The following is a 25192-nucleotide window of genomic DNA, read 5'->3' as shown; positions in this document are numbered from 1 at the left end:
CACGACCGGAGGACGAACGATGAGCCAACTCGATGAGCCTCGATGGGCACTCGCGGTTCTGTCAGCTCTTATAGAGCCGGGGGACCGGGATTTGGACGATCTGCTCGGAGAGCACGGACTCGAAAGAACTCTTGGCCTCATTCAGGAGGGAACGGTGCCGCATCGTTTGCGCCAGCAGACATCTTCGAAGTTGGCAGGCACGAATCTAGCGCGGCTCGCCGCTGAAGTATGTGCCTCCACGAAACGTTGCGGCGCACGGCTTGCCGTCCCATCCGATGCCGATTGGCCTCAACGACTGCGGGATTTGCTGATTCTAAGCGACGAGTCCGAAATGTACACGCGGCCGCCTCGTTGTCTGTGGGTGCGAGGCGAAGGAAGGCTCGCCGAGGTCGCTGACCGATCGGTAGCTATCGTCGGCTCGCGTAACTCCACACCGTATGGCGACCACGTGGCCGCCGAACTGGCGTACGACTTGGCTAAGCGGGGATGGCCGATCGTCTCCGGTGGCGCCATCGGGATTGACCAGGCAGCCCATGACGGGACGCTAGCTGCCGGAGGCCCCACTGTCGCGGTGTTCGCCAATGGACTGGATCAGACCTATCCGAAGCGAGGGGCTGGACTATTCGACCGCATCCGTCGTCAGGGGCTGCTGCTCAGTGAGTGGCCCCCAGGTACGCGCCCACATCGACATCGGTTCCTGATTCGCAATCGGGTCATCGCCGCATTGTCGGCGGGGACCGTGGTGGTCGAAGCGGAGTTGCGCAGCGGCGCTCGTCATACGGCCCGATTGGCGGCGGAGCTAGACCGGCCGTTGATGTTCACGCCGGGACCGGTCACGTCGGCGCGATCGGCGGGTGTGCACCAATTGGCTCGTGACCCATGGGGGGCACGGCTGGTGACCAGAGCGGAGGATGTCATCGAAGACATCAGTGGTGAGGTGTCGGTGCCGATGCGGACGTCGACTCGGCCTCGGGATTCATTGGATGAGGCGTCTCATCGAGTTCTTGACTGTTTCCAAGCTGGTTTCGTTGTTTCGCCCCGGGACATCTCACAGCAGTCCGGTATTCCATTGGCGGCGGTCAATATCTCGCTGCGGGATTTGCAGAAGTTGGGTTGGGTGGAGCAGCGGGACAACCGGTGGCGCATGGTGCGAACTGTCGCCAGCGGATAAGACCATGTCTGTGACGCCGTGACCTGGGATATTTGGTCACGATAGGATCGCCATTGGTGGCGACGGATCAGAAGTGACTCAGCGCGGAGTCCGCCGGTGTCGTCGCTAGCGCTGGTGCTTACTAGCCCGCTCACTGTCGGGTCGCCATGTCGGAGCGACCGCTTCGACGCGCCGTAGTCAAAGATGCCCTAACGGTGACCGGCCGCACCTCATTGTCCACGAGAACTATCTGAGTCGATTGCCAGTGAAGATCTACCTTGATTTTGCCAATGGAGGTCACCGCGGCTGGCCGAATTCAAAGCTGGGAGATGGACTCCGGAGATCGTGCCCATCATGGCGCACGCCAATCGTGTCGGTCCACTGTTGGCAAATGTTTCGGCAACATGGCGGCCACAGCACGTGAGCTGTGAAACGCAAATTGCGACGCTGTTCATTCCGCCAGTGGCTAACCATCAGACTGATCGCTCAAAGGCGACCAGCCTATGAGCTTCGATTCAGAGCTGGTCGACAGTGGTGGTGCCCGTGAGGAAAGCGCCGGCTCAGGCGATCGCATGACGGTGGGCATGGGTTGCGTAGAGGTCCGAACCGATTTGTTTCCGTGGCGAAGACGGGGCGCTGTCAGTGACTGGCCGGGTATAGGCGCGTTCATTCCCAGCGGGAATGGGCACGTGAGGAGTACGCGGCCAAGTGCCCCAGCGCACCGCCGTACTAGGAAGAGAGATCTGTTAGGAGCTCGTTTGCGGTATGAAACCGGAAACGATCAACAAGGAAGCTGATGCAAAAGTGCGAATTCAAGGCGCAGGAGGCGACGTTTACGCAGGTAAACGAGCTGACGAGAACGCCGAAAGTGCCTTTTGCATCAGCCTCAAGTGATTTAGGAAAGGATCAGACTATGAGTTCGGCAGACATCGGGGTGACGGGACTAGCCGTCATGGGGCGTAACCTCGCCCGTAATTTCGCTCGCAACGGATACACGGTCGCGATTCACAACCGGTCTTATGCACGCACGCAAGAATTGGTCGACCAGTTCGGAAACGAAGGCTCGTTTGTGGCCACCGAAACGGTCGCTGAATTTGTGAAGAGTTTGCGGCGGCCCCGGAAGGCCATGATCATGGTGCAGGCCGGAACGGCGACGGACACCGTCATCGAGGCGCTCGCCGAGCACATGGAGCCCGGAGACATGATTATTGACGGCGGAAACGCGCACTTCGCCGACACGCGCCGACGTGAAGCCGCGTTGCGTAAACGGGACCTACTTTTCGTCGGCACCGGGGTATCCGGTGGTGAAGAGGGGGCGCTACTGGGACCTGCGATCATGCCCGGGGGAGCAACCGAGGCATATGCCTCGTTGGGTCCGATGTTGGAGTCAATCGCGGCACGGGCCGCTGACGGCACCCCCTGCTGTTCTCATGTGGGTCCCGATGGAGCTGGCCACTTTGTGAAGATGGTGCACAACGGCATCGAGTACTCAGACATGCAGCTCATCGGCGAGGCGTACGACCTTTTGCGCCGAGGTATTGGCTTGGAGCCGCGCCGTATTTCGGAGATCTTCGCCGAGTGGAACAAAGGCGAACTCGACTCCTATCTCATCGAAATCACCGCCGAGGTCTTGGCCCATACCGACGCGGAAACCGGAAGCTCATTCGTCGACGTGATCGTCGACCAGGCTGCGCAGAAGGGCACGGGCCGCTGGACTGTCCAGAACGCATTGAACCTGGGAGTTCCCGTCACCGGTATCGCGGAGGCCACCTTCGCCCGTGCGCTGTCCAGTGGGAATGTCCAGCGTGAGGCAGCCAGGCAGCTGGCGGGACCGAACCCGGCTGAGCACGAAGTCAGCGAGGACATGATCGACGATGTTCGCCAGGCCCTTTTCGCTTCCAAGATCGTCGCCTACGCGCAAGGTTTCGACCAGATCGCCGCTGCCAGCGCCGAGTACGACTGGAACATCGATTTGGGCGCCTGCGCGTCGCTGTGGCGCGAGGGTTGCATCATCAGGGCCCGCTTTTTGGACCGGATCACCGAGGCGTGGGGTGCCAACCCAGCTTTGGGTTCGCTCTTGGCCGCTGAGGAGTTCTCTAGCGCCATCGCCCAGACTCAAGACTCTTGGCGCCGAGTGGTCGCCACGGCGGCGAGGGTCGGGGTTCCCACTCCAGGATTCTCTTCGGCCCTGTCCTATTACGACGGGTTGCGTAGCGAGCGTCTCCCAGCTGCGCTCATTCAAGGGCAACGGGACTTCTTCGGCGCGCATACCTATCGTCGCATCGACAAGGACGGCACGTTCCACACTGACTGGTCGGGCGATCGCAGTGAACTGAGTCTTTAGCGCGCCAGTGGCACCGGGTGCGCTTATCGTCTGTGTCCTTGGCAACCTCTAAAGGTTCGGCCACTGTCAGGCGGTAGGCGCACCGGTTCGACCCGCGCATTGCGGGCTGGGTCCGGCTTCGACATCGATTGTTGATGGTGGGGGCGGCCTCAACGGCCGCAAGCGGGTGAGAGTGGGCATTGGCAATCGCGCGGGAGCCAACGGCAAATTGGGCAACGGGACGCGCGGGATCGACCGGCCGGCCGGTAGTGGGTGGGCGCGGCTGCGACGCGGGCGGCTTCCTAGATCGCATTCCCTCCACGAAGAGGTCGCGAAACCGAATGCCAGCTACAGCAGGTCCTTTAACGGCAAGGTCATGTCGGGCTTCTCAAGCTCCTCGACATTCACATCCTTAAACGTCAGCACTCGCACGTTCTTGACAAACCGGGCAGGGCGGTACATGTCCCATACCCATGCGTCGGTCATTTCCGTTTCAAAGTACGTCTCACCATCAGTGTTACGGACGTGGACCTCTACCTGGTTGGCCAGGTAGAAACGCCGTTCCGTCTCCACCACATAGGAGAACTGCCGCACTATATCGCGGTACTCACGGTACAGCTGTAGCTCCATCTCGGTCTCGTACTTTTCGAGATCCTCAGCGCTCAACAGTCCTCCTCTAGTTACAACTGGGCGCGCAGCCTATTGACTGGTCACGGGCTTAGGCAGCCCGTCTCCCACTGCTTCGGCAACGTTCGCGTACGACCTACGGTGCTCCGGCGTCGGTCCCCGCTCAGCCAGTATTTGCTGGTGCGATGCCGTTCCGTAGCCCTTGTGGTCTGCAAAACCATACTGAGGGTAACGGCTAGCCAGCGCCTCCATCAAACGGTCACGTTCGACTTTAGCGATTATGCTCGCCGCCGCAACGCAGGCGGCGGTGGCGTCGCCTTTGATCACTCCGAGACTGGACACGGGCATACCTCGTACCGCAAACCCGTCAGTAAGCGCGTAACCAGGAGTTACAGGGAGGGTGGCTACGGCTCGGCGCATTCCCGCCAGGTTGCATTCTCCCACTCCGAGTCGGTCGATGTCCGCTGGCGGGATTGTGACAACGGAAATGTGGGCGCGGGAGCGGCGCAGCTGTTCGTACAGTTGGTTGCGGTGGCTTGGGCTCAGAACCTTCGAGTCATTGAGGTCAGTGAAGCCTGATGTCTGCGGGAGGACGACCGCCGCGACGACGAGCGGGCCCGCGCAGGCGCCACGGCCGGCTTCGTCGACTCCGGCTACCGGACCGAGCCCGCGGCGGCTCAGGGCGCTCTCTAGCGTCCGCATGCCGCCGCTGAGGCGGACGGGGTGAGGTCGGGGTCGCAGCATGGCCGCTCCTCAGGCGGGGTCGGGAACCTGGTCGTAGGTTTCGGGTGTGCCCATCCAACCGAAATTGCCCAGTGGCCAGTACAGCAGGAACGATTTCCCCACGACGTCGTCGATGTCGATCGTCGATTCGTAGGGGTCGCCGCCGGATCGCACGTAGCGTTCACGTGAGTCACCAGAGTGGTTGCGATGATCTCCCATGACCCACACCCGGCCCTCGGGGACGATGAGATCGAAATCGTCGGCCGAGGGAGCCACGGTGGCCCCGGAGGCGTCTGTGAACAGGTAGGAGTCTTCCTCCAGTGGCAGCCCATTGACCAAAATGCGACCCTGGTCGTCGCAACATTGGATGTGGTCGCCGCCCACGGCGATGATGCGCTTGATGAAGTCCTTGTCGTCTAGGTTCGATCGCCACGACACGGGGGCTTCGAAGACGACCACATCGCCGCGCGAGGGCTCGGAGAAGTGGTAGACGAGCTTATTGGCCAGCACCCGGTCGTTGAGCTGAAGGGTGTTCTCCATCGACCCAGAAGGAATGTAGTACGTCTGTATCACAAACGTACGCACGAGCAACGCGACCACGATCGCCACACCCAAAAGGATGGGCAACTCTTTCCAGAATGACGATTTTTTCTTCTTCTGGTCGTCAGCGGCCGCGGCGGAATCACCGTTTTGGTCTGCAGCCTGTCCCTCTTCGATCACGCTGGGATTCTACGTGGTCCCAGCTTGGTAACGGAAGGCGACATCGCCCACTAGGAGGCAAATGCCCCCCGCATAGGCTAGGGACTCAATACTCATGCGCGATCGTGCTCGGATCATTTTCGCACTTCAGAGCCGAATCGAAGGCCTAGACTTTGGCAGATATCGACGTTACTGGATCCCATTTTCGCACCGCCGATGTTCACTAAGGACTATCGATTACGTCCTCATAGGCCCCTGTGGTTGCTCAGCCGCCCCCAGCGTCCATTACCCACACTCCTCAACCAAATACGATGGGTGATGCCGAAGCGAACCTTCGATAGCTACTTGAACTGTTCGAACGTGTCAGGAATTTCCAGCGGCCCCGTCCGGTCCGCGGGCCACACCACGTGCACCGCCCGGCCGATCACATTGTCGATGGGTACCGGCCCCTGGCACCGCGAATCCTGCGAATCGCCTCGGTGGTCTCCCAACATGAACAAATGGCCTTCCGGAACCTCCACCGGGTCGAACCGCCGGGCGTGACACGTGCCCGGTTCCAGATCCAACGGAGCGTCATCGTAGACATAGTCTTCCTCAAGCGGCACTCCATTGACCATCACCCGCCCCTCAGGGTCGCAGCATTCGACGGTGTCACCGCCGACGGCGATGATGCGCTTGATGAAGTCTTTTTCGTCGGGTTGTCCAAACCCCACCAGATCCGCGACTCCACGCCCCAGGTCTCCCACGAAGTTCCCGTCTTGCGCATGCCGCCATTCGGGGTCCCATTGGTCGGTCCCACGAAACACCACGACTTCGCCTCGCTGTGGCGGACGCAGCTGATCGGTGAGTTTCACGACCAGCACGCGGTCTCCAATCTGCAACGTCTCCTCCATCGACCCGGAGGGAATGTGAAAGGCCTGTAGGAGGAACGTGCGCACCAGTACTGCCGCACAAAATGCGACCAACAGCAACAGCGGGATTTCCACCCACAGCGACATATACGGACGTTGATAGGGAGTGGAGAGCCGAGAAGGCTTCGGTTTGGGCTTTGGCCGTTCTCGCTTGGGGCGGACCTTCACCCGCCGCAGCTGCATCGTGTGGGAGGAACCGTCACCCGTGGTCGGCCGCGAGGGCGTCACTGGACGTCGCGTCGTCTCGTCGCGCGCTCCATCGCTCCGGTCAGGCGGGCGGCGAGGAGGCGGCTCGGGTTTCATAGCTACTGACCTTAATCGGCCCTGGTGGGAAATCACAACAAAGCGCCAGGCTCAGCCCCGCCCCACCATGACGGCTCCACGAAGGTTTGCATAGCCACCTCCCTATGAGCCTACGACTTCGCCCAGCCAGCGCGCCCATGAAGAAGCGCCGTGCAGGCCTAGCCTGCACGGCGCTTAAAGCTCTTTCGCGGTCCTGATCGATACGATCGCGGACCACACCTCACAAGGTCACGTCAACTAAGACAGCGCCTCGTGGGCGTATCCCTAGGGGAAGCCGACAGGATCGACCAGCCGTACCGGTTTCGATCATGCCGACCAGGCCGCCCACACCAATGTGGCGCGAGCAACGAAGCCACCGGGGCTCAGCCCTAGCGACGCTCCTTGATCTTGGCTGCCTTGCCACGCAGATCACGAATGTAGTACAGCTTGGCGCGACGCACCCTACCGCGAGTAGCAACCTCGATCTTGTCGATCATCGGGCCGTGAACCGGGAAGGTACGCTCGATGCCAACGCCGAAGCTCAGCTTGCGGACAGTAAAGGTTTCCGAAATTCCGGCTCCCTGGCGGCGAATAACCACGCCCTGGAAAACCTGGATACGAGACCGGGAACCTTCGACGACGCGCACGTGTACCTTGAGCGTGTCTCCGGGCCGGAAGTCGGGGACGTCCGCCCGCATGGAAGCAGCGTTAAGCTCATCCAGAATGTTCATTGCGATGCCTATTCCTCGCAGCTCAAGGCGCACCGCTGCGGTGCGCGTAATTCTCAGTTTCTAGTTGCGTCCGAGCCTCTGCCGGACTGCAGGAAATCGCCGCCTGCCAGGGTGCGGCAACCTCTCTACTCTGCCACATCGGTATCCGGGAGGTCGCACCCGGCCCCCTCAAGTAGCTCCCGGTCACCCTTGTCCAGCTGGGAGGAATCCAGCCGGTCTATCAGATCCGGACGCTGCCGCAAGGTCCGCAACAATGACTGGTCACGCCGCCACCGAGCAATCTTCGCGTGATGTCCCGACAGCAACACCTGCGGAACTTCCAGCCCCCGCCACGTGGCGGGCTTGGTATACATCGGCGCTTCCAACAAACCACCGGTATGTGACTCTTCTCGCAGGCTCTCGGCATTCCCTAGGACTCCGGGCAGCAGCCTGGTCACCGCCTCCACCATCGCCAACACCGCGACCTCTCCCCCGAAGAGGACGTAATCACCCAGCGAAACCTCTCGCACCCGCATTCGAGTCGCGGCATGGTCCAACACTCGCTGATCGATTCCCTCGTAGCGTCCGCAGGCGAACAACAACCAGTCCTCGGTGGCAAGTTCTTCGGCCATGGCTTGGTCGAACACCGCTCCGGCCGGGCTGGGTACCAGCAGCAAAGGAGCAGACGCATCAGCAGTGGGTCGCGCGAGTAGTTGGTCGAAGCATTCCCCCCACGGTTCGGGACGCATGATCATGCCCGCTCCGCCCCCGGCGGGACTGTCGTCGACAGTGCGGTGTACATCGTGGGTCCAGGTCCGCAGGTCATGGACCGTCAGGTCGAGGGTCCCGCGCTGACGGGCCTTTCCAATCAGCGACAGCTCGAGGGGTTGGAGATACTCGGGGAATACGGTGACAACATCGATGCGCATTACAGTTCCAACAGTCCTTCGGGCAAACTCACCCGAATGACCTCTGCTTCGAGATCGATCTCGTCAACCATGTCGGCCACGAACGGGATCAGCGCCGGAGAACTCCCGCGCCGTTTGACCACCAACAAGTCATGGGCGGGCGCGTGGTCGACTCGGGAGACCGTCCCCACCTCATTGGGTTCTTCGGCTTCCCCATCGGGCCCATAGTCACATACCAGCAACCCGATCAGATCCTGGTCACGAAATTCGTCCTCATCCAGGTCATAGTCGGCCTCACCTAGATCCATCGACAACTCGACACCGCGCAGTTCCTCGGCGGCATTGCGATCGTTGACGCCCAGGAGTTTCAGCATTGGTCGACCTTGATGCCAGCGCACCTCACTAGCGGTCAGATTGCCCTTGGCGCTGTGAAAGACGGTGTCGGGCTGGAATCGGCGTTCGGGTTCGTCGGTGCGCACGTCAACGACCACGTGCCCCCGAACCCCATGGGGGCGCACGATGCGGCCCACTACCACCTGGGTCATTGCACTCCTTGAAAGATGTGTCTCCAGCGCGACTGCCAGCCATAGGGCCGGGGCGCCGGAGCGGATGAAGTCGGGCCACGAAGTGACGGGTTTTGCGGGCCTTGCCGGTGCCAGACAGCGTCGAGCCCCAGGAGACACGGTCCCCTGGGGCTCATCATGCTTTGCGTTCGCGACCTTTTGCGGAAAGCGAAGCGCCGCGCTGCCGTGCCGGCGTGTCCGACCCGCAAACCTACGAGGAGGAGTTACGGATACAAACGCGCCTCTGGCTAGTCGACGATTTCGACGCGAACCCCACGGCCACCGATAGATCCGACGACCTGACGCAGCGCGTTTACGGTGCGGCCACCACGACCGATCACCGTTCCGAGGTCATCGGGGTTGACCCGGACCTCGAGACGCTTGCCACGGCGGGAGTCAACCAGCCGAACCCGAACATCGTCGGGATGGTCAACGATGCCTTTTACGAGATGTTCAAGCGCTGGTCGCAACACGACTACTCCTTCTTGTCGGCGTCGTCGCTAGCCGCTTCGGCAATCTCAGCCTTTGTGGTGTCAACGTCCGCAGCGGCACCTTCATCGACCTTAGCGTTGGTTTCCACCGGCTTGTCAGCCTTTTCGGCCTTCGCAGAAGACTTGGTGTCCTTCTTCTTGTCGTTCTTGGCCGGACGCTTCGCGCCACCGCTCTTCTTCGCGGCTTCTTCGGCCTCGGCGAGTTTGGCTTCCGGGTCAATACCGGCGGCCCGAATCTCGGCTTCGTACAGCTCGTTGCGGTTCGGCTTCGGCTCGGCCACCTGCAGTGGCTTCGACGGAGCCGGGAGGCCCTTGAACTTCTGCCAGTCCCCCGTCTTGCACAGGATGCTCTTGACCGCGTCGGACGGCTGAGCGCCGACCTTCAGCCAGTGCTCGACTCGCTCCTGCTTGAGTTCGATCCGCGAAGGGTTCTCCTTCGGGTGGTAGATACCGACGCTTTCCAGGTACTTACCGTCGCGCTTCTTGCGCGAGTCCACGACCACAATGCGGTACTGGGGGGTGCGGATTTTCCCCATTCGCGTGAGGCGAATTTTTACTGCCACGTTTGTTTGCTCCTGTTGCAAGGCTCGATTGCAGCCCAGCTTTTCACCACGTGGGGGAATGGCGTCGGCTGTGCCAAGGACGTCGCTTTGATTCACGGTGTTGAGAGGGCACCCGAGTCAAAGCCCATACCAGCTGCTAAGTCTAGCTGACTGGTTTAGCGAGGTGGACCTCCGGGGAGGCGTCCCACCTCACACTTTGTTCGCGGCCGCCTGGCGTCGTGCGTTTTAGCCTTGGGGCCGCGAAGCCCCGGGCGCAACATGCGATGGCATATCGCGCCCGGACGCATAGTGGGCGACTTCCTAGCCGCTCCTAGTAGGAGCGGGCCAGAAAGGTCACCAGGTTGGGTTCGTCAAGGTTGTCGGGAACGGTTCCATCCTCCCGTTGCAGGCAGCGCACGGTGATGCCCTCACCGGCGGCCTGCTTCTCACCCTCAACTCCGACCAAGTCCCACGGCACCTTTGCCACGCCGCTTTGAGCGGCCTCGATGGCTTCGGCCAAGGTGCTCACTTCCTTGGTGCAGGAGTCCAGGCGCGCCTGCGCCTCGTCGAAGAGAGCCTGCTGGCCCAGTTCAAGCGCCTCGGCCACGGCCTTGGACACGCCGTCGATACTCACCGAGGTCTTGCCGACCTCGCCGATGCGGCGGGCGATGGTGACCTCGTTCTTCGCCAGGTCACGCGGGCCGATCTCCACCCGTACCGGGTAGCCTTTCAACTCAGCGTCGACCGCGCGGCGGCCAAACGCCACGTCACCGCGCTTGTCGAGGCGGGAACGAATCCCGGCGGCCTTCAGTTCCGCGTGGATCTTCTCGGCGGCCTCAACGGTGGCCGCATCATCCTTCACCACCATGACGTAGGCCTGGATCGGGGCCAGTTTCGGCGGCACCCGCAGACCAGCGTCATCGCCATGCCCCATGATCAAGCCGCCAACCATACGGGTCGAGGTACCCCATGAGGTCGTCCACCCGTGATGCTGCTTGCCATCAGAGCCCAGGTATTGAATCCCGAACGCCTTTGCGAAGTTCTGCCCCAACTCATGTGAGGTTCCCATTTGCAGCGCCTTGTGGTCGCGCATGATGGCCTCACAAGTGAAGGTGTTCAATGCGCCCGCGAATCGTTCCTCAACGGTCTTGATCCCGGCCAGAATCGGCAAGGCCAGCACGTTCTCCATGAAATCTCGGTAGACCTCATGCAAGATATGCAGGGTGAACTCGTGCGCGTCCTCGTAGGACTCATGCACGGTGTGCCCCTCTTGCCACAAGAACTCAGAGGAACGCAAAAACAGGCGAGTACGCATTTCGTAGCGCATCACATTCGCCCACTGATTGAGCTTCAAAGGCAGGTCACGATAGGACTTGACCCATTTGGCCATGTACTCGCCGATAACGGTCTCTGAGGTGGGGCGCACCACCAAGTGCTCCTCCAGCTCCTTACCACCGGCATGAGTGACGGTCCAACACTCCGGCGCGAATCCCTCAACGTGTTCGGCCTCCCGGCTCAGATAAGACTGCGGGATCAGGAGGGGAAACGACGCGTTGTCGGTGTCAGTGCTCTTGATGCGCGCGTCGACCTCTTCGACCATGCGCTCCCAGAGGGCAAAGCCCGCCGGCCGAATGACCTGCTGGCCCTTCGCCGGGCCGTTCTCGGCCAACTCGGCCTTCGCAACGACATCCTGGTACCAGCGAGGGAAGTCCTCCCCTTGCAAAGTGAGCACACGTGCCATGGAGCAATCCAATCCGATTCCGCTTAGGAGGCTGGTTCAAGTGGGCTCCTGCAGGGCCGCAGGAGAAAAGTTCACGGAAGTGAACGAGGCGACGAAGACGCCACAGGTGTTCACCTGAATCTAGCCTCGAGAGAGAACCCGCCTCAGGCGGGCCGATGAGACCAACGGTCCAACGTCCGATTTTACGGGTAGGGCCAAAAACGCTGCGAGGCCCCTTCAGCTGCCAATATAGCGGCACGATTCACTAAAACTTTCCCTCCTTCCCCACGGAGGTGGGTGATTCCATCGCCTAAGCTTTAAGCGTGGAAACCCCTGTGCTGGAAAAAGCCTCCGGTCTTACCGCCGAGGAAGTCAAGGAGCGCCAAGCCACCGGGCGGGTCAACGAGACCAAAAGGCGCACCTCACGGCCCATCTCCGCGATCCTGCGTGGGAATTTCTTCACCTTCTTCAACCTCCTCATCGGCACATTGTGTGCCCTAGCGGTGATATTCGGCGGCTGGAAACAGGGACTTTTCGGACTCGTCATCGTCTGCAATATCGCCATCGGCTGTATTCAAGAGTTCCGAGCCAAACGCACCCTGGACAAACTCGCGCTCGTCAATCAGTCAAAAGCCCACGTCATCCGGGAGGGCAACCGCATAGCCATCGCCCCCGAGGAGATCGTCGCCGACGACCTCATTTCCGTCTCCCCCGGTGATCGACTAGTCGTTGACGGTCCCGCGACCGAATCTCACGGCCTGGAACTCGATGAATCCCTCCTCACCGGCGAGGCCGATCCAGTCGCCAAAGGCCACGGCGACTGGATGCAGTCGGGCTCCTTCGTCGTAGCTGGGTCGGGCACCTACCGAGCCGAAAAAATCGGCACCGACTCCTATGCTTCCCGACTGGTCGAAGAAGCCAGCGAATTCAACCTCGCCCATTCGGAACTACGCACCGGTATCGATCGATTCATCAAAATCATCGCCTGGCTAGTCGCCCCCGTCACCATTCTTCTCATCGCCAGCCAGTCGATCGACCAGGCCAGCATCTCCGAGACCATCGTTCGGACCGTCGCCGGCATCGTCCCCATGATTCCCGACGGCCTGGTCCTCCTCACTTCCATCGCCTTCGCCGTCGGAGTGGTCCGGCTGGGCAACCGCCAATGCCTAGTCCAGGAACTTCCAGCGATCGAAGGCCTCGCCCGCACCGACGTACTGTGCCTAGACAAAACCGGGACCCTCACTGAGGGCGGCATGGACGTACACGACATCCGACTCCTCGATGAGGCCCCAGGCGACGCCGAAGAAGCCATGGCCGCGCTCGTCGGCCTCGCTCAAGCCGACACCAGCCCCAACCCCACCATGTCCGCCGTATCGGCCCATCTGGCCGAACACGGCCCCGCGAGCCCCCGCTGGCAATGTGCCGAAGCCATGCCGTTCTCCTCAGCCCGCAAATGGAGCGGAATCCGTTTCGACAGCCACGGAACCTGGGTTCTCGGAGCCCCCGAACTTCTGCTGGAGCCAGACGACCCCGCGCTAGAGGAAGCCGACCAGCTCGCACAACAGGGATATCGAGTCCTCGTCCTCGCCTCCGCGGCCTCCGCCTCCACCAGTGGCGGCGTCACCAGCGCCACATCTCGGGCACTGGTGATCCTCAAACAACGACTGCGTACCAGCGCCCGCACCACCTTGGAATACTTCCGCAGCCAACACGTCGACGTCAAAATCATCTCCGGCGACAACCCCGTCGCCGTGGGAGCCGTCGCGGCTCAACTCAACGTCGACGGCGCGGACCAGCCCGTCGACGCCCGCGACCTACCCACCGACGAAGAAGAACTAGGCAAGATACTCGACGAACGGTCGGTCTTTGGACGCGTCTCCCCACAGCAAAAACGCCACTTCGTCGCCGCCTTGCAAAGGCGCGGACACACTGTGGCCATGACCGGCGACGGCGTCAACGACGTCCTCGCCCTCAAAGACGCCGACCTCGGGATCGCGATGGGCTCAGGTTCCCCCGCCGCCCGGTCAGTGGCAAAAGTCGTGCTCCTCAACGACGAATTCTCCACCCTGCCCCACATCGTCGCCGAAGGCCGCCGGGTACTGGGCAATATCGAACGAGTCTCGAATCTCTTCCTCACCAAGACCGTCTACGCGATATGTCTGGCGCTCATGGTGGGAGTCGGGGCCGTCATCACCGCGCTACTGGACTCCGAGCAGCTGCCCTATCCGTTCATGCCTTTGCACATCACGCTCATCGGGTCCCTCACCATCGGCATTCCCGCGTTCTTCCTAGCCATGGCCGCGACCTCCGACCGAGCTAGACCAGGGTTCGTGCTGCGCGTACTAAAGTTCGCCATTCCGGCGGGAATCGTCGCCGCCGGGTCCACCTTCGCCGTCTACCTGCTGGTACTCGAACGCGGCAGTAGCCTGCCCAGTGCGCAGACGACGGCATCCATCACCCTGTTCTCGGTTGCGTTGGCCGTGCTGGTGCTCGTGGCTCGGCCCTACACATGGTGGAGGCTGCTGCTGATCCTCTCCTGCGGCGCGGCCTTCGCGCTGGCGTTGCTGACGCCGCTGGGGAGCCGATTCTTTGAACTGGAGCTGCCCGGCATGTGGTATGTCGCCGCTGCGGCGGTGGCTGCGGCAGCGGCCATCATGACCCTGTTCAGCTGGCTCGTGGTGCGACCACGCAAGGTCCGCTGAAGACTTGCCTGGCGCCCAAGGCGTTCTTAGGCGGCCCAGGAAGACAGCGGCTGGCGATAACGGAAGCGTTCCTTGGCTATTTCAAGGTCCACCTAGCGCAGCCGCGCCAGCCCACGAACATAACTGAGGTTCCGCAAGCCACCCGCCCCTAGTATGCGGACCTGAGGCTTTCGATGATGAATACGGCCAAGGAGAACAAGCAGATCGCGGCCACCAGCGCCACGATGCCAAGCACCAAGCCCGCGATGGCCGCCCCCTTGGCGTCAGCCTTTCCGTTCTTCGTCTGCGACAAGCCAATGGAACTGAAGACAATCGCCGCGATGGCCGCCACCGGAGAAATCAGCATCAGCACAGCCAGGTCTTGCAACAAGAACGGCAACACAAACAACGCCACACTGGCGATACCGAGGACTAGACCGGTTCGACACAAGCCGTTCTTGGGCACCAGGTTCGGGTGCCCTTGGTAGCCAGGACCCATCGCAGGCTGCCCCTGGTAGGGCGACATCGAAGGCGGTTGCCCGTACTGTGGCTGGCTGTACGGGTCATTCCCTCCAGGCGGCTGCTGCCCATAGGGGTCATAGCCCCCCGGTTGGCTGTATGGATCAGGGCCACCGGGTTGTTGGCCAGGGGAAGGGGGCGGCGGGTATGTCACTTTTGGTCCGTTCTGGGACTGCCAACACGGCCAGCCCCGGGGTGTGAAGCTCGCGGCCGCGTCTGCTGCGGTCGCGGTTTAGACCACAGGGTACCTACATGCGTCCATAGGCTCACAACGCCGACCCAGCCGCACGTCACGTGGCCTAGGGTCCCTTTCCGGCCAAGGCATTCCCTCACATGCTCATCCACGCGGCGAAGAACCAAATAGCCAACATGACGATAACTACGAACAAGACCAGAGTCACGATTCCCAAAACGAGACCTGCCGTCGCCGCGCCCTTCGCGGTGGCTTCGCCGCGACCCACCCGGGAGACACCGACCCCACCGAAGACGGTCGCCAGAACCGCCAGCACCAGGGCGAAAATAGAGAACTCAGGAATCGGAATGCTCAAGAACAGGAGACAGACTCCGATAATGCCGCAGGTCAAGGCAGCGTTACACATTCCGTTCTGAGGTCTGGCCCCTATCGACCCCATCGTCAGGTACGTCTGCGGCTGGTAAGGGTTCGCCCCTGGATACCGCCCGTCCTGTGATTGGCCGTATTGCCCCTGTAGGTACGGGTCGCCCGAACTTGGCTGCTGCGTATAAGGGTCATAGGCGCCCGCTGGCCGGTACGGATCAGAGCCCTGGGGGTACGGTGGGCCGCCGGGCGGTGGAGGGTAGGTCACTTCTGATCCATTTCTGAGGCTGTGGGCGAGGAGGTTCAGCCAGTGCGCCCTGGCAACCTCGATGTTGCCTCACCAGTGGGAGAAAAACCTGGTGAGAACCAGCGTGTCATCGACATGGCGATCACTTTCAGAGAATAATTCGCCCCCGCAAGATGATGCGCTGCGGGTGACGCACCACATCAAGGTCAAGACGGGGATCGTCCGCATAGACGACCACATCGCCCAAGTGGGCGGGCAGCCCCAACCAGTCGCGCGCCTTCCAAGAGGCCGCGGCTAGCACGTCCGTGGCCGACATTCCGGCCTTGTGATGAAGCAGGTTCATTTCCTCCGCCGCTAGGCCGTGGTCGATGCCGCCTCCCGCGTCAGTGCCGACGTAGACATCAACCCCAGCGTCGACGGCCGCTCCCACTACCTGGGCAAAGCCAGCCTTGAGGTCACGCATGTGGTCGGCGTAGGTGGGGAACTTCTCATCCGCCTGGGCGGCGATATCGTCGAAAGTCTCGATATTGATCATGGTGGGGACCAAGGCGGTGCCACGGCGGGCCATCTCATCGAGCAAATCAGTCGACAAGCCGGTACCGTGCTCCACCGAATCGGCCCCAGCTTCGACCACTATGCGTACCGCTTCGGCGCTGAAGGTATGCACCGCGACCTTCGCTCCCTCGGCTTGCGCCGCCTTGATGGCGCTTTCGAGGACCTCGGCCTCGAAACTGGGGGCCAGGTCTCCCCGTCCTCGATCAATCCAGTCACCGACCAGCTTGACCCATCCCGAGCCAGCCTTTGCCTCGCGAGCGGCGGCGGCCACAACCTCGTGTGGCTCACATTCAAGGCCAAGCCCACGCAAGTAACGCCGCGAGGCGGCAATGTGCTGTCCGGCTCGGATGAGGCGCGGCAAGTCGCTCTCGTGTTCCAACTCCGGATAGGGAAAGGGCGAACCGGCATCGCGAATGGCTAGGACTCCCGCATCACGGTCGGTGCGGGCCAACTCGCGGGCCTGGTCAAGGTTTTCGATGGGGATCGCCCCCCGCCGGATGCCGATATGACAGTGGGCATCGACGAGACCGGGCAACGCGAAACCCCGATCGACGATTGTTGTGGCCCCGGGAATCGGCTCGAACGACAGATAGTCGCCCAGGAGGTAAATATCGCGAACCTCATCGTCGGGCAACCAGACGACTCGCAGGTGTAGGGGGGTCGCCTCTTCGGGCGTAGTTGCGGACATCCTCGGCCTCTCCCTCGCTAATGCTCCCCGGGCGGCACAAAGGCTTGGCGAGGCAACAGGACCTCTACAGTTGTGAGCGCTCTGGGGCCGAAAGTCTCCTCGGCCCCAGCATCGCGCTCGCGCGCCACTCGGTAAGCAAATGGTGTTCGCGTTTGCCTACTTCTTCTTCTTATTCTGCTGCTTCATCCACTTTTCGAGGTCGACATCGGGCGTTTTGCCGTCGTCGCCAAACGCCGAGAAGTCGGCTCCGGGGCCGCCAGCGCCTGGCATCGTCATTCCCGGGGGAAGACCAGGCACTTGGCCCGCTCCCATACCGCCGCCGCCTCCGCCGCCACGACGTACGACCTTCTTCTTGCCCTTTTTGCCGCGGCGCTTGATCTTGGGCGACTTGGTGGCTTTGCCACCACCGGGCAGACCCATCGCACCGGTCATCTGCCGCATCATCTTCTGTGCTTCCTTAAAGCGCTTCAGCAGATCATTAACCTCAGGCACGGTGACACCGGAACCCTTGGCAATGCGGAGGCGTCGCGAGCCGTTGATGAGTTTGGAATTGCGGCGTTCCTCAGGCGTCATCGACCGGATGATGGCTTGGGTCTTATCGAGCGACTTATCGTCGATATCGTCGATCTGGCCCTTCATCTGCCCCATGCCCGGCATCATCTTGAGCAAATTACCGATCGAGCCCATCTTGCGCACAGCCTGCAACTGGTCGAGGAAGTCTTCGAGAGTGAAGTCTTCGCCTCCCATGAGCTTGCCGGTCATGCGTTCTTTTTGATCGTCCTCGAACGCGGTCTCGGCCTGCTCGATCAACGTGAGAACGTCACCCATGCCAAGAATGCGGGAGGCCATCCGGTCAGGGTGGAAGACATCGAAATCGTCGAGCTTCTCACCCACAGAGGCGAACATGATCGGCTTGCCGGTCACTTCTCGCACCGACAAGGCCGCACCACCACGGGCGTCACCGTCGAGCTTGGAGAGGACCACACCGGTAATGCCCACGCCATCGCGGAATGCCTCGGCAGTGGTCACGGCGTCCTGACCGATCATGGCGTCAATCACGAACAGGACTTCGTCAGGGTTGGTGGCCTCACGGATCTGCCGGGCCTGCTCCATCATTTCCTCGTCCACACCAAGACGACCGGCGGTGTCGACGATGACAATGTCGCGACCGGCCTTCTTGGCATGTTCAAGAGAATCCCGAGCGACCTCGACCGGGTCTCCAACGCCAGAACCCGGTTGCGGGGCGTAGATCTCAACCTCGGCCCGTTCGGCCAAAACGCTCAGCTGACCGACGGCGTTGGGGCGCTGCAAGTCGGCGGCGACCAACAATGGGGAGTGGCCTTCGCTCTTAAGCCACTTGGCGAGCTTTCCGGCCAGGGTCGTCTTACCGGCACCTTGCAAACCGGCCAACATGACCACCGTTGGCGGCTGCTTGGAGAATTCGAGGCGACGAGTCTCGCCGCCGAGAATTTTGACCAGCTCTTCATTGACAATTTTGATGATCTGCTGGCTGGGGTTGAGCGCTCCGGAGACTTCTTTGCCTCGGCAGCGGCCCTTGACATGACCGATGAAGGTTTTCACCACCGGAAGCGCAACGTCGGCCTCGAGCAGGGCCAGGCGGATCTGGCGGGCGGTGGCGTCGATATCGGAGTCACTCAGGCGGGTTTTTCCGCGCAGGTTCTCGAAAATCCCCGATAGGCGCTCTGACAAGCTGTCAAACACTGGTGTCCCTCAACGGTCGGTTTTTGCTACGACTTCGAGCTTAACGCCCTCGTGTCGGTTCGCCGCATCGTGCTGAGGCTTAATCGGCGATGACTCACCTCCAGGCCTCTTCGGCAGGTCGAACCCAACGCCGAAGACGCCAAAATGCCCGGAGCCGCCGTCCCGGCTCCGGGCGCTGGAGAGGTCGTTGTGGGCCTCTATGTGGGGATTGCGGCCGATGTGTCCTTCTTTGTGGACGTGGACTCTGCGCTGTGGCGCTGTGACACGTCAGACGCTTGGGCGCTGTCTGCGGCGCCCAGCGAATCCTCACCCGAGTCATGACCGTTCAGTGGCAGGTCGTAGCCGGACTCTCCGTGTTCAGTGCCGTCGATGCCCGCCAGTTCCTGTTCACTGTCCACCCGCACGCCCAGGGTGTGCTTCAAGGCAAGGGCGATCAACAGCGCCACAATGAACGAATAGGCGGCCACAACCAGGACCGCCAAGGCCTGGAGTCCGAGGAAGCTGAACTGTCCCCCATAGAACACTCCAGCGGTGCCGTCCGAAATCTCAGGAACCGCGAAGAAGCCCACGGCGACCGAGCCCCAGGCTCCGGCAACCATGTGCAGCCCAACGACGTCCAGGGCGTCGTCGTAGCCGAGCCGATGCTTCAAACTGATGGCGAATGGGCAAATGGCACCAGCGATGAGGCCCACGGCGATCGCCCCGAGTGGCTCCACGTGGCCAGCGGCGGGAGTGATGGCCACCAGACCGGCGATGACTCCCGAGCAGCCGCCAAGAATGGAGGGTTTGACACCTCGGAGGCGGTCGGTCGCCAGCCAGGCCAGGGCAGCCGCGCCGGTGGCGATATGGGTGTTGAGCAGAGCCAACCCGGCAATGTCATCCGAGGCGAAGGCACTACCGCCGTTAAAGCCAAACCAGCCAAACCACAATAGGCCGGTCCCCAACAGCACCAAGGGCAAATTGTGGGGGGCGAACGCCCCATTCCTCCAGCCGAGGCGACGGCCCACCACCAGGGCCAATGCCAGCGCGGCCGCTCCGGCGTTGACGTGAACGGCGGTGCCGCCCGCGAAGTCGAGCACTCCCCAGTCCTCGATGAATCCGTCGCCCCAGACCCAGTAGGCCACCGGGAAATAGACGACGGTGACCCAAATGGCGGCGAAGATAACCCAGGCAGAGAACTTCATGCGGTCGGCGACCGCGCCAGAGATGAGGGCGACGGTAATGATGGCGAACATCATGGCGAAGGCGGTGAGCGCTCCCCCGGAGACGCCACCGTCGTGGGAGGCCTCGAAGTCGAGGAGGCCGCGCATTCCGAGGTCGGAGAGGCCGCCCCAGAAGGCGTTGCCGGTGTCGCCTTCGGCGATGGAGGCTCCGTAGATCACCCACAGCAGGGTGACTATTCCGATGGCCGCGAGGCATTTCATCATCATGTTGACGACGCTTTTGGCTCTGGTCAGTCCGCCGTAGAAGAGCGCCAGGCCAGGTGTCATGAGTAGGACGAGGGCGGCGGATGTGAGTATCCAGGCGTTGGAGCCGGTGTCGAGTCCTTCCATGGAAGGTTCCCCTTTGCAGTGAGCACATGAGTTGAGCACCTGCGAGCTAGAGGCCGGGTTCTTGGCCTTCGTATAACGCTCGCTTGCAGGTCACGCCGTTGTGAACTCGCTTGCATCACGCTCTCAGCGCTGTGTTACCGGCGACGTCGAGGTCAGTTACGGGTTGGAGACCGTTTGTTTCCAGGGTGTAAAAATCAGCCCGAGCAGCGATGCTGCCCGGGCCCAGAACGGGTGGAGGAGTCTCGTCGTTAACGCAACGCTTGGTCGAGGATGTAGCGCTCTGCGTCGAGGAGCCGCAAGTCGCGGGCGGGTCGGCGCAAGTGGCCCTTGCGCACGATCCTGGTGAAGGTGGGGTCTCCGGCCTCGGCCATGCGGCGGATGCCTTCGACATGGTCGACAATGCGTTTGCGCAGAACCTTGATAAACCGCGCTCGGTCGGCCACGGAGAGCCCGTATGCGTCGGCGAAGAGGCGAAGGCGGCGGGCTCGGTCGGGCTTTTGCCAACCCAGGGTGATGGAGTCGCGGTCGGTGAAGATCGGTACCCAGGTCCAGGCGGTGTAGGCGACATCGTACAGACGCGATCCGGGGCTGGCCAGGTCGAAGTCGATCAAGGCGAGAGTGCCGTCGGGCCGCCAGACGACGTTATGTGGGGCGGCGTCGTGGTGGCAAATGATGTCGGTGTCTGGCGGCGGCGGCCCCAGGGAGCGCCAGACCGCGCCCGGCGGTGGCTGGAAGCCGTATTGCGCGTCGTGGAACATGCGCAACATCGTGGCGACAGTCACTAGCGTTTCGTCGGTCACCCAGTGTGGAGCGAGCGGGTATTTGCCCGCTTCTCCGTCGAGGTACGACAACACTTCGCGCCCGTGCTCGTCCATGCCCAGGGGGCGCGGCGAACCGGTGAATCCGGAATTCTCCAGGTGCCGCAGCAAGGCGTGGACCGCAGGGGTCCACGGGCCGGTGTTGCGACGAACGGTGTCGCCCAAGCGGACAACAGTCGAGGTATTCCCACCAGTCAGCGGGACTTCGCTTTGGCTCACGGTTCCACCGAGAAGCGCGAGCAAGAAGAGCGTCTCATCTTTTGGGGTCCACGTTTTTTCTCGTTGTTATAGCGGGTACGGACGCTGGCGGTGGTTCACCGCGAAACGCCAGTGTGACGGCAAAATGCTGAGGCACACGACGTGTCCCCACAGGCCCGGCGCGGTTTCCAGCATGACCGCCGCTTAAGCAGTGCCAATATGTCACTGTCGCAACAGCTGTCACCGATGGTTCTCCACCTCGGGCGCGCGGGGATTGGCCGCGCTGTCACCTACTGTTCGTCAACGCTTATGAGGGCGTCTACGAAGGATTCGACCTCGAAGGGAGCCAGGTCGTCTGGCCCCTCCCCCAGTCCGATCAGTTTAACCGGCACACCCAACTGGCGCTGCACCGCGATAACGATGCCACCTTTGGCGGTGCCGTCGAGCTTGGTGAGGATGACACCGGTCACGTCGCACACCTCGGTGAAGACCTTGGCCTGTTGGAGACCGTTTTGGCCCGTGGTCGCGTCGAGCACGAGCAGCGTCTCGCAGACTGGTCCGTGCTTCTCGACGACGCGCTTGACCTTACCCAGCTCGTCCATGAGACCGACCTTGTTCTGAAGTCGCCCAGCCGTGTCAACGAGCACCACATCGGCTTGGTCGTCTTTGGCGGTCTTCACCGCGTCGAATGCCACCGAGGCGGGGTCTGCCCCTTCGTGGGAGCGCACGACCTTGGCCCCGACCCGGGTGCCCCAGGTTTCCAGCTGGTCGGCGGCGGCGGCGCGGAATGTGTCGGCGGCTCCCATGACGACGGTATTGCCATCGGCGATCAGGACCCTAGCGATCTTTCCGCAGGTGGTGGTCTTGCCAGCGCCATTGACGCCTACGACCATGACGGTGGCGGGTCCGTCTTCCGTGACGGTGTTGAGATTGCGGTCGGCCTCGACTCCCAGTGCTGTGGTCAGTTCTTCTTGGAGGAGGGCGCGGACTTGGGAGGAGGTGCGGGAGCCGAGGACTTTGACGCGCTCGCGTAGCCGGTCGACGATTTCGGTCGTGTCGGTGACGCCGACATCAGCGGCTAGTAGCGTGTCTTCGATCTCTTCCCACTCTTCGTCGGTGAGCTTGTCGGAGGATAGGAGGGTGAGCAGCCCTTTACCCAGTGAGTTTTTTGAGCGGGCGAGACGTTCCCGCAAGCGCACGAGCCGTCCGGCGGTGGGCTCGGGGGTCTCGATTTCTGGTGTGGCCGGCGTGGGCTCGGCGACGGCTTCGGGTGGGGAGGTCTCAGGCTCGACCTGCGGCTTCTCTGGGGCGCTCTCCACTTGTCCGTGGGAGCGAGCGCGCACTGCCAGCACGATGCCGAGGGCGATCACGACGACTGCCACGGCCACTACCAACCAAAGCCACCACTGATCCACGGAGTCCGTCCTTCACCTGGGTAGATATACGACTAACGCTGCGCTTGTCGCAGCGGTGTCCACTCTACTGGCAGCTCCGGTTGCGCTTCATCGACTGGTCGGTCACAAGGCGCGTTGTGTGCGGCGAGTCTCAGCTAAGGCTGAGGGCCACCACGCTGAGGCCGCCCCCGTGGTGGGCCACTACCACTACCGGGTGCAGGTCGATATAGGTGAAGTGCGCCGTGGACATGGTCTCGACTTGGTAGTGGTCGCTGATTTGTCCGCCGGAGACGGTGGAGTACAGGGTGACGGTGTGGTCGGAGTCGACGGTGCCGATGAAGGGGTAGCCCCACGTGTCGCCAATGTGCAGGTGGGAGATTTCTTTATCTCCCAGCGAGATCGGGTCGGCGAGTACCTGGCTAGCGGCGAGATCATAGAAGTGCAGATGCCCATCGGCAACGGCGACGGCGGCGGGTACCCCGTCGTAGGTTCCTGTGTGGAAATGAGTGAGGTCATGGGGATCGGCGTGCAGTTCCATGGAATCGATGGGGGTGCCGGATTTTAGGTCGACCTGGACGATTTCTCCGTGGGCGATGCCGACGAATCGCAGTTGACCGTCTATGGAGACGGGGTCGGCTGCGTGAGTGAGACCGGACAGCGTCCAGCTGAGGTCTGGATCGTCCCTGCCGAGGCCACCCACATCAACTGTGGGCGGTTTGCTTTCCACGTCGATGCTCATCGTGTGGGGCGCCTGGTCGATTTCCCCGGCCCACACCATCTGCGAGCCTTCGGGATCGCTGGTCACGGGCTGGTCGGCCAGCTGGTGACTGTCCCATTCCCAGTGCCAACCGTGCTGGGAATGCTGTGACCACACCTGGACGGCCTCGTCGCCGTCAACATACGGACCGAGGTGAACCACCTCTTGGTTGAGCCGTTGGAATTGGCCAAATTGGCCGCCGGTCAGCAAGTTCCAGGACCGTACGGTGCCATCGTCTCCTCCGGTCAGCAGCACGTCGCCATGTTCTTCGTGGCTGAAGCTGGCCAGGCTGAGGATCTCTCCATCGTGGGCCGAAGCGATGTGGCCGACCACTTCGGGAAAGTTCGCCTCATATATCGACTGCGCGTGTAGGTAGTGGCTAGGTGACTCCATTGTGGGGTCCTCGTGCGCGATGGGTCCGGGTGTTTCGGGACCCACCTGGGCATGGATGGCGCTGGGCTTAGCCTCAGGCCATAGGGTGACCACGCTCGTCGCGGCCGCCAGCGCCGCCACGGAGGCGATCGCCGCGGCAATGACGATCCCACGACGGCTCTTTCTGTCATGAACTGTGCCGCGTGGCGGCAATGAGTGCTCTGGAGGTGGGGTCACTGGCAAGGGGTTCGCGGGGGTGGGCAGACCGTAGTCGATCGGGCTGCCGAAGGGCCGGAGTGGTGAGGAGCCCAAAGGGGTGACGGGCGCGGCGTACGCGGCCGCCATGAGGCTTCCTTCGGCTACGACTAGTTCGGGCTGTTCCAGCACGGTCGGGGCGAGGCCCAGTTGGCGGTGTAGCGTGGCGGCGGCCAACGGAGTCCGGCTGGTTCCACCCACCAAGAAGACACCAGCCAGCTGGTTCATTCCCGGTCGGGCTTCGCGAATGACTGAGGCGGTGATGTCGACGGCTCGGCGAATGCGGGGAGCGATTGCCTGTTCCACTTCGCTGCGGGTCAAAAGTGACCCGATGTCGAGTCCGGGAATGTATAGCTCCACCTGTGCGGTGCGGGACAACTGTTCACGAGCTAGCCGGATCTCATCGGCTAGGGCACGGCTATCGCGTTGTTCGGCCACCGTTGATGGGTTGACCAGCGAGGTCCATCCGTCGTGTTCGCCATAGATGCGGTTGAGGTGGTCGAGGAGGTCCTCGTCTAGGTCCAGGCCGCCCAGGTCTTCGCGTCCTTCGAGGGCGAGGGTGTCGAACCCGTTGGGGGACCGACGTACGACGCTGGCATCAAAGGTGCCCGCTCCCGCGTCGAAGACAGCCACAGCGTCACCTATGGGCAGTTCGTGCTCCAGTGTGTGCAGGTAATAGGCTGCGGCCGCCACGGGTTCGGCTACGACGCGGGCGGATGGCAAGGCGGCGCGGCGGGCTGCCTCGAGTAGTAGTTGCCGGCGGGAGGGTCCCCAGGAGGCGGGGACGGTGAGCACGATGGTCTGCGGGAGACCGGCGACACGGACGGCTTCGGCTCGGACCCTGGCCAGGACGGCGGCGATCGCATCAACGACGGCGACTTCGCGGTTGGCTAGCCACAGGGTGCCATCGTCGATGCGCTGTTTGGGATTGGGTTCGAGGCGGTCGGGGTAGCGCCTTCCGAGTCGTAGCGCGGCGGCTCCAGTTTCCAGCTGCCCGTCTGGGGCACAGTAGACCGCGGAGGGCAGTTGCGGGGAATTGTCAAAGAGCAGGGGGCGAGTGCGTCCGCCGCGCCACCGCAGAACCGCGACCGTGTAGGTGGTGCCGAAGTCGATGCCGAGCGCTTCGACCAATTGCGCATAACTGTCGGAGGGGGCCATAGGCACCGACGATAGAGGATGATTCACGTCAGGTTCTACCGTGGTGCGAGGCTCGTGCCGCCACGATGAG

Annotated in this window: 22 protein-coding genes; 4 read left to right on the top strand and 18 right to left on the bottom strand. The window is 62.3% G+C overall.

Annotation, left to right across the window (positions count from 1 at the left end):
* The first annotated feature begins 19 nt into the window (after positions 1-19).
* The 3 genes from dprA to gndA all read left to right on the top strand — a co-directional run bounded on the left by dprA (position 20) and on the right by gndA (position 3494).
* On the top strand, positions 20-1171 hold the full coding sequence (dprA, locus tag JQS30_RS04705; RefSeq protein ID WP_213172223.1) for a DNA-processing protein DprA: 1152 nt from the start codon (positions 20-22) through the stop codon (positions 1169-1171).
* 744 nt (positions 1172-1915) lie between these two features.
* Entirely contained in the window at positions 1916-2044 is a 129-nt protein-coding gene (locus tag JQS30_RS17505) for a hypothetical protein (RefSeq protein WP_281398681.1), read from the top strand.
* Between the two features lie 19 nt (positions 2045-2063).
* Positions 2064-3494, top strand: coding sequence for an NADP-dependent phosphogluconate dehydrogenase (gndA, locus tag JQS30_RS04700; RefSeq protein ID WP_213172222.1), 1431 nt, complete (start codon positions 2064-2066; stop codon positions 3492-3494).
* A 327-nt stretch (positions 3495-3821) separates the two neighbouring features.
* On the opposite strand, the gene JQS30_RS04695 is transcribed toward gndA, so the two are convergent.
* The 10 genes from JQS30_RS04695 to proS all read right to left on the bottom strand — a co-directional run bounded on the left by JQS30_RS04695 (position 3822) and on the right by proS (position 11670).
* Complete coding sequence (locus JQS30_RS04695; protein WP_213172221.1) at positions 3822-4139, bottom strand: DUF2469 domain-containing protein; 318 nt, start codon at positions 4137-4139, stop codon at positions 3822-3824.
* A gap of 33 nt (positions 4140-4172) precedes the next feature.
* Positions 4173-4844, bottom strand: coding sequence for a ribonuclease HII (locus JQS30_RS04690; RefSeq protein ID WP_213172220.1), 672 nt, complete (start codon positions 4842-4844; stop codon positions 4173-4175).
* Between the two features lie 9 nt (positions 4845-4853).
* On the bottom strand, positions 4854-5450 hold the full coding sequence (gene lepB, locus JQS30_RS04685; protein WP_425498851.1) for a signal peptidase I: 597 nt from the start codon (positions 5448-5450) through the stop codon (positions 4854-4856).
* Between the two features lie 413 nt (positions 5451-5863).
* Positions 5864-6520 carry a signal peptidase I gene (gene lepB, locus JQS30_RS04680; protein ID WP_246498057.1) on the bottom strand — a complete coding sequence of 219 codons (657 nt, stop codon included), beginning with the start codon at positions 6518-6520 and terminating at the stop codon, positions 5864-5866.
* A gap of 584 nt (positions 6521-7104) precedes the next feature.
* Positions 7105-7446 (bottom strand): 50S ribosomal protein L19, encoded by a 342-nt coding sequence (gene rplS, locus JQS30_RS04675; protein ID WP_213172218.1) that lies wholly within the window; start codon positions 7444-7446, stop codon positions 7105-7107.
* Between the two features lie 125 nt (positions 7447-7571).
* Positions 7572-8354, bottom strand: a complete 783-nt coding sequence (gene trmD / locus JQS30_RS04670; RefSeq protein ID WP_213172217.1) for a tRNA (guanosine(37)-N1)-methyltransferase TrmD — start codon at positions 8352-8354, stop codon at positions 7572-7574.
* On the bottom strand, positions 8354-8878 hold the full coding sequence (gene rimM, locus JQS30_RS04665; RefSeq protein ID WP_213172216.1) for a ribosome maturation factor RimM: 525 nt from the start codon (positions 8876-8878) through the stop codon (positions 8354-8356). The genes trmD and rimM overlap by 1 nt, the downstream gene beginning before the upstream one ends.
* A 266-nt stretch (positions 8879-9144) precedes the next feature.
* A complete protein-coding gene (locus JQS30_RS04660; protein ID WP_213172215.1) occupies positions 9145-9369 on the bottom strand; it encodes an RNA-binding protein in 225 nt (74 codons plus the stop codon).
* A 2-nt stretch (positions 9370-9371) separates the two neighbouring features.
* Positions 9372-9950, bottom strand: a complete 579-nt coding sequence (gene rpsP / locus JQS30_RS04655; RefSeq protein ID WP_213172214.1) for a 30S ribosomal protein S16 — start codon at positions 9948-9950, stop codon at positions 9372-9374.
* A gap of 310 nt (positions 9951-10260) precedes the next feature.
* The gene (proS, locus tag JQS30_RS04650) at positions 10261-11670 is read right to left on the bottom strand and encodes a proline--tRNA ligase (protein WP_213172213.1); all 1410 of its coding nucleotides are present in this window, start codon (positions 11668-11670) and stop codon (positions 10261-10263) included.
* A 302-nt stretch (positions 11671-11972) separates the two neighbouring features.
* On the opposite strand from proS, the gene JQS30_RS04645 reads away from it, so the two are divergent.
* Positions 11973-14351, top strand: a complete 2379-nt coding sequence (locus tag JQS30_RS04645) for an HAD-IC family P-type ATPase (protein WP_213172212.1) — start codon at positions 11973-11975, stop codon at positions 14349-14351.
* Positions 14352-14499: 148 nt separating this feature from the next.
* Here JQS30_RS04645 and JQS30_RS04640 read toward each other — a convergent pair whose 3' ends face one another.
* From JQS30_RS04640 to JQS30_RS04605, 8 genes are all read right to left on the bottom strand, one after another.
* Entirely contained in the window at positions 14500-15003 is a 504-nt protein-coding gene (locus JQS30_RS04640) for a DUF4190 domain-containing protein (RefSeq protein WP_213172211.1), read from the bottom strand.
* 175 nt (positions 15004-15178) lie between these two features.
* On the bottom strand, positions 15179-15673 hold the full coding sequence (locus tag JQS30_RS04635; protein WP_213172210.1) for a hypothetical protein: 495 nt from the start codon (positions 15671-15673) through the stop codon (positions 15179-15181).
* Between the two features lie 127 nt (positions 15674-15800).
* On the bottom strand, positions 15801-16895 hold the full coding sequence (locus JQS30_RS04630) for an amidohydrolase family protein (protein ID WP_213172209.1): 1095 nt from the start codon (positions 16893-16895) through the stop codon (positions 15801-15803).
* Positions 16896-17051: 156 nt separating this feature from the next.
* Positions 17052-18617, bottom strand: coding sequence for a signal recognition particle protein (ffh, locus tag JQS30_RS04625; protein ID WP_213172208.1), 1566 nt, complete (start codon positions 18615-18617; stop codon positions 17052-17054).
* Positions 18618-18814: 197 nt separating this feature from the next.
* Positions 18815-20170 carry an ammonium transporter gene (locus JQS30_RS04620; protein ID WP_213172207.1) on the bottom strand — a complete coding sequence of 452 codons (1356 nt, stop codon included), beginning with the start codon at positions 20168-20170 and terminating at the stop codon, positions 18815-18817.
* A 248-nt stretch (positions 20171-20418) separates the two neighbouring features.
* Positions 20419-21207 (bottom strand): aminoglycoside phosphotransferase family protein, encoded by a 789-nt coding sequence (locus tag JQS30_RS04615; protein WP_246498056.1) that lies wholly within the window; start codon positions 21205-21207, stop codon positions 20419-20421.
* A gap of 269 nt (positions 21208-21476) precedes the next feature.
* Positions 21477-22601, bottom strand: coding sequence for a signal recognition particle-docking protein FtsY (gene ftsY, locus JQS30_RS04610; protein WP_213172206.1), 1125 nt, complete (start codon positions 22599-22601; stop codon positions 21477-21479).
* Positions 22602-22731: 130 nt separating this feature from the next.
* Positions 22732-25122: an Hsp70 family protein gene (locus JQS30_RS04605; protein ID WP_213172205.1), complete on the bottom strand. Its 2391-nt coding sequence runs from the start codon at positions 25120-25122 to the stop codon at positions 22732-22734.
* Between the last annotated feature and the right edge of the window lie 70 nt (positions 25123-25192).

The organism is Natronoglycomyces albus, assembly GCF_016925535.1.
GTDB classification, from domain to species: domain Bacteria; phylum Actinomycetota; class Actinomycetes; order Mycobacteriales; family Micromonosporaceae; genus Natronoglycomyces; species Natronoglycomyces albus.
This window is presented reverse-complemented; position numbering and strand designations above follow the sequence as displayed.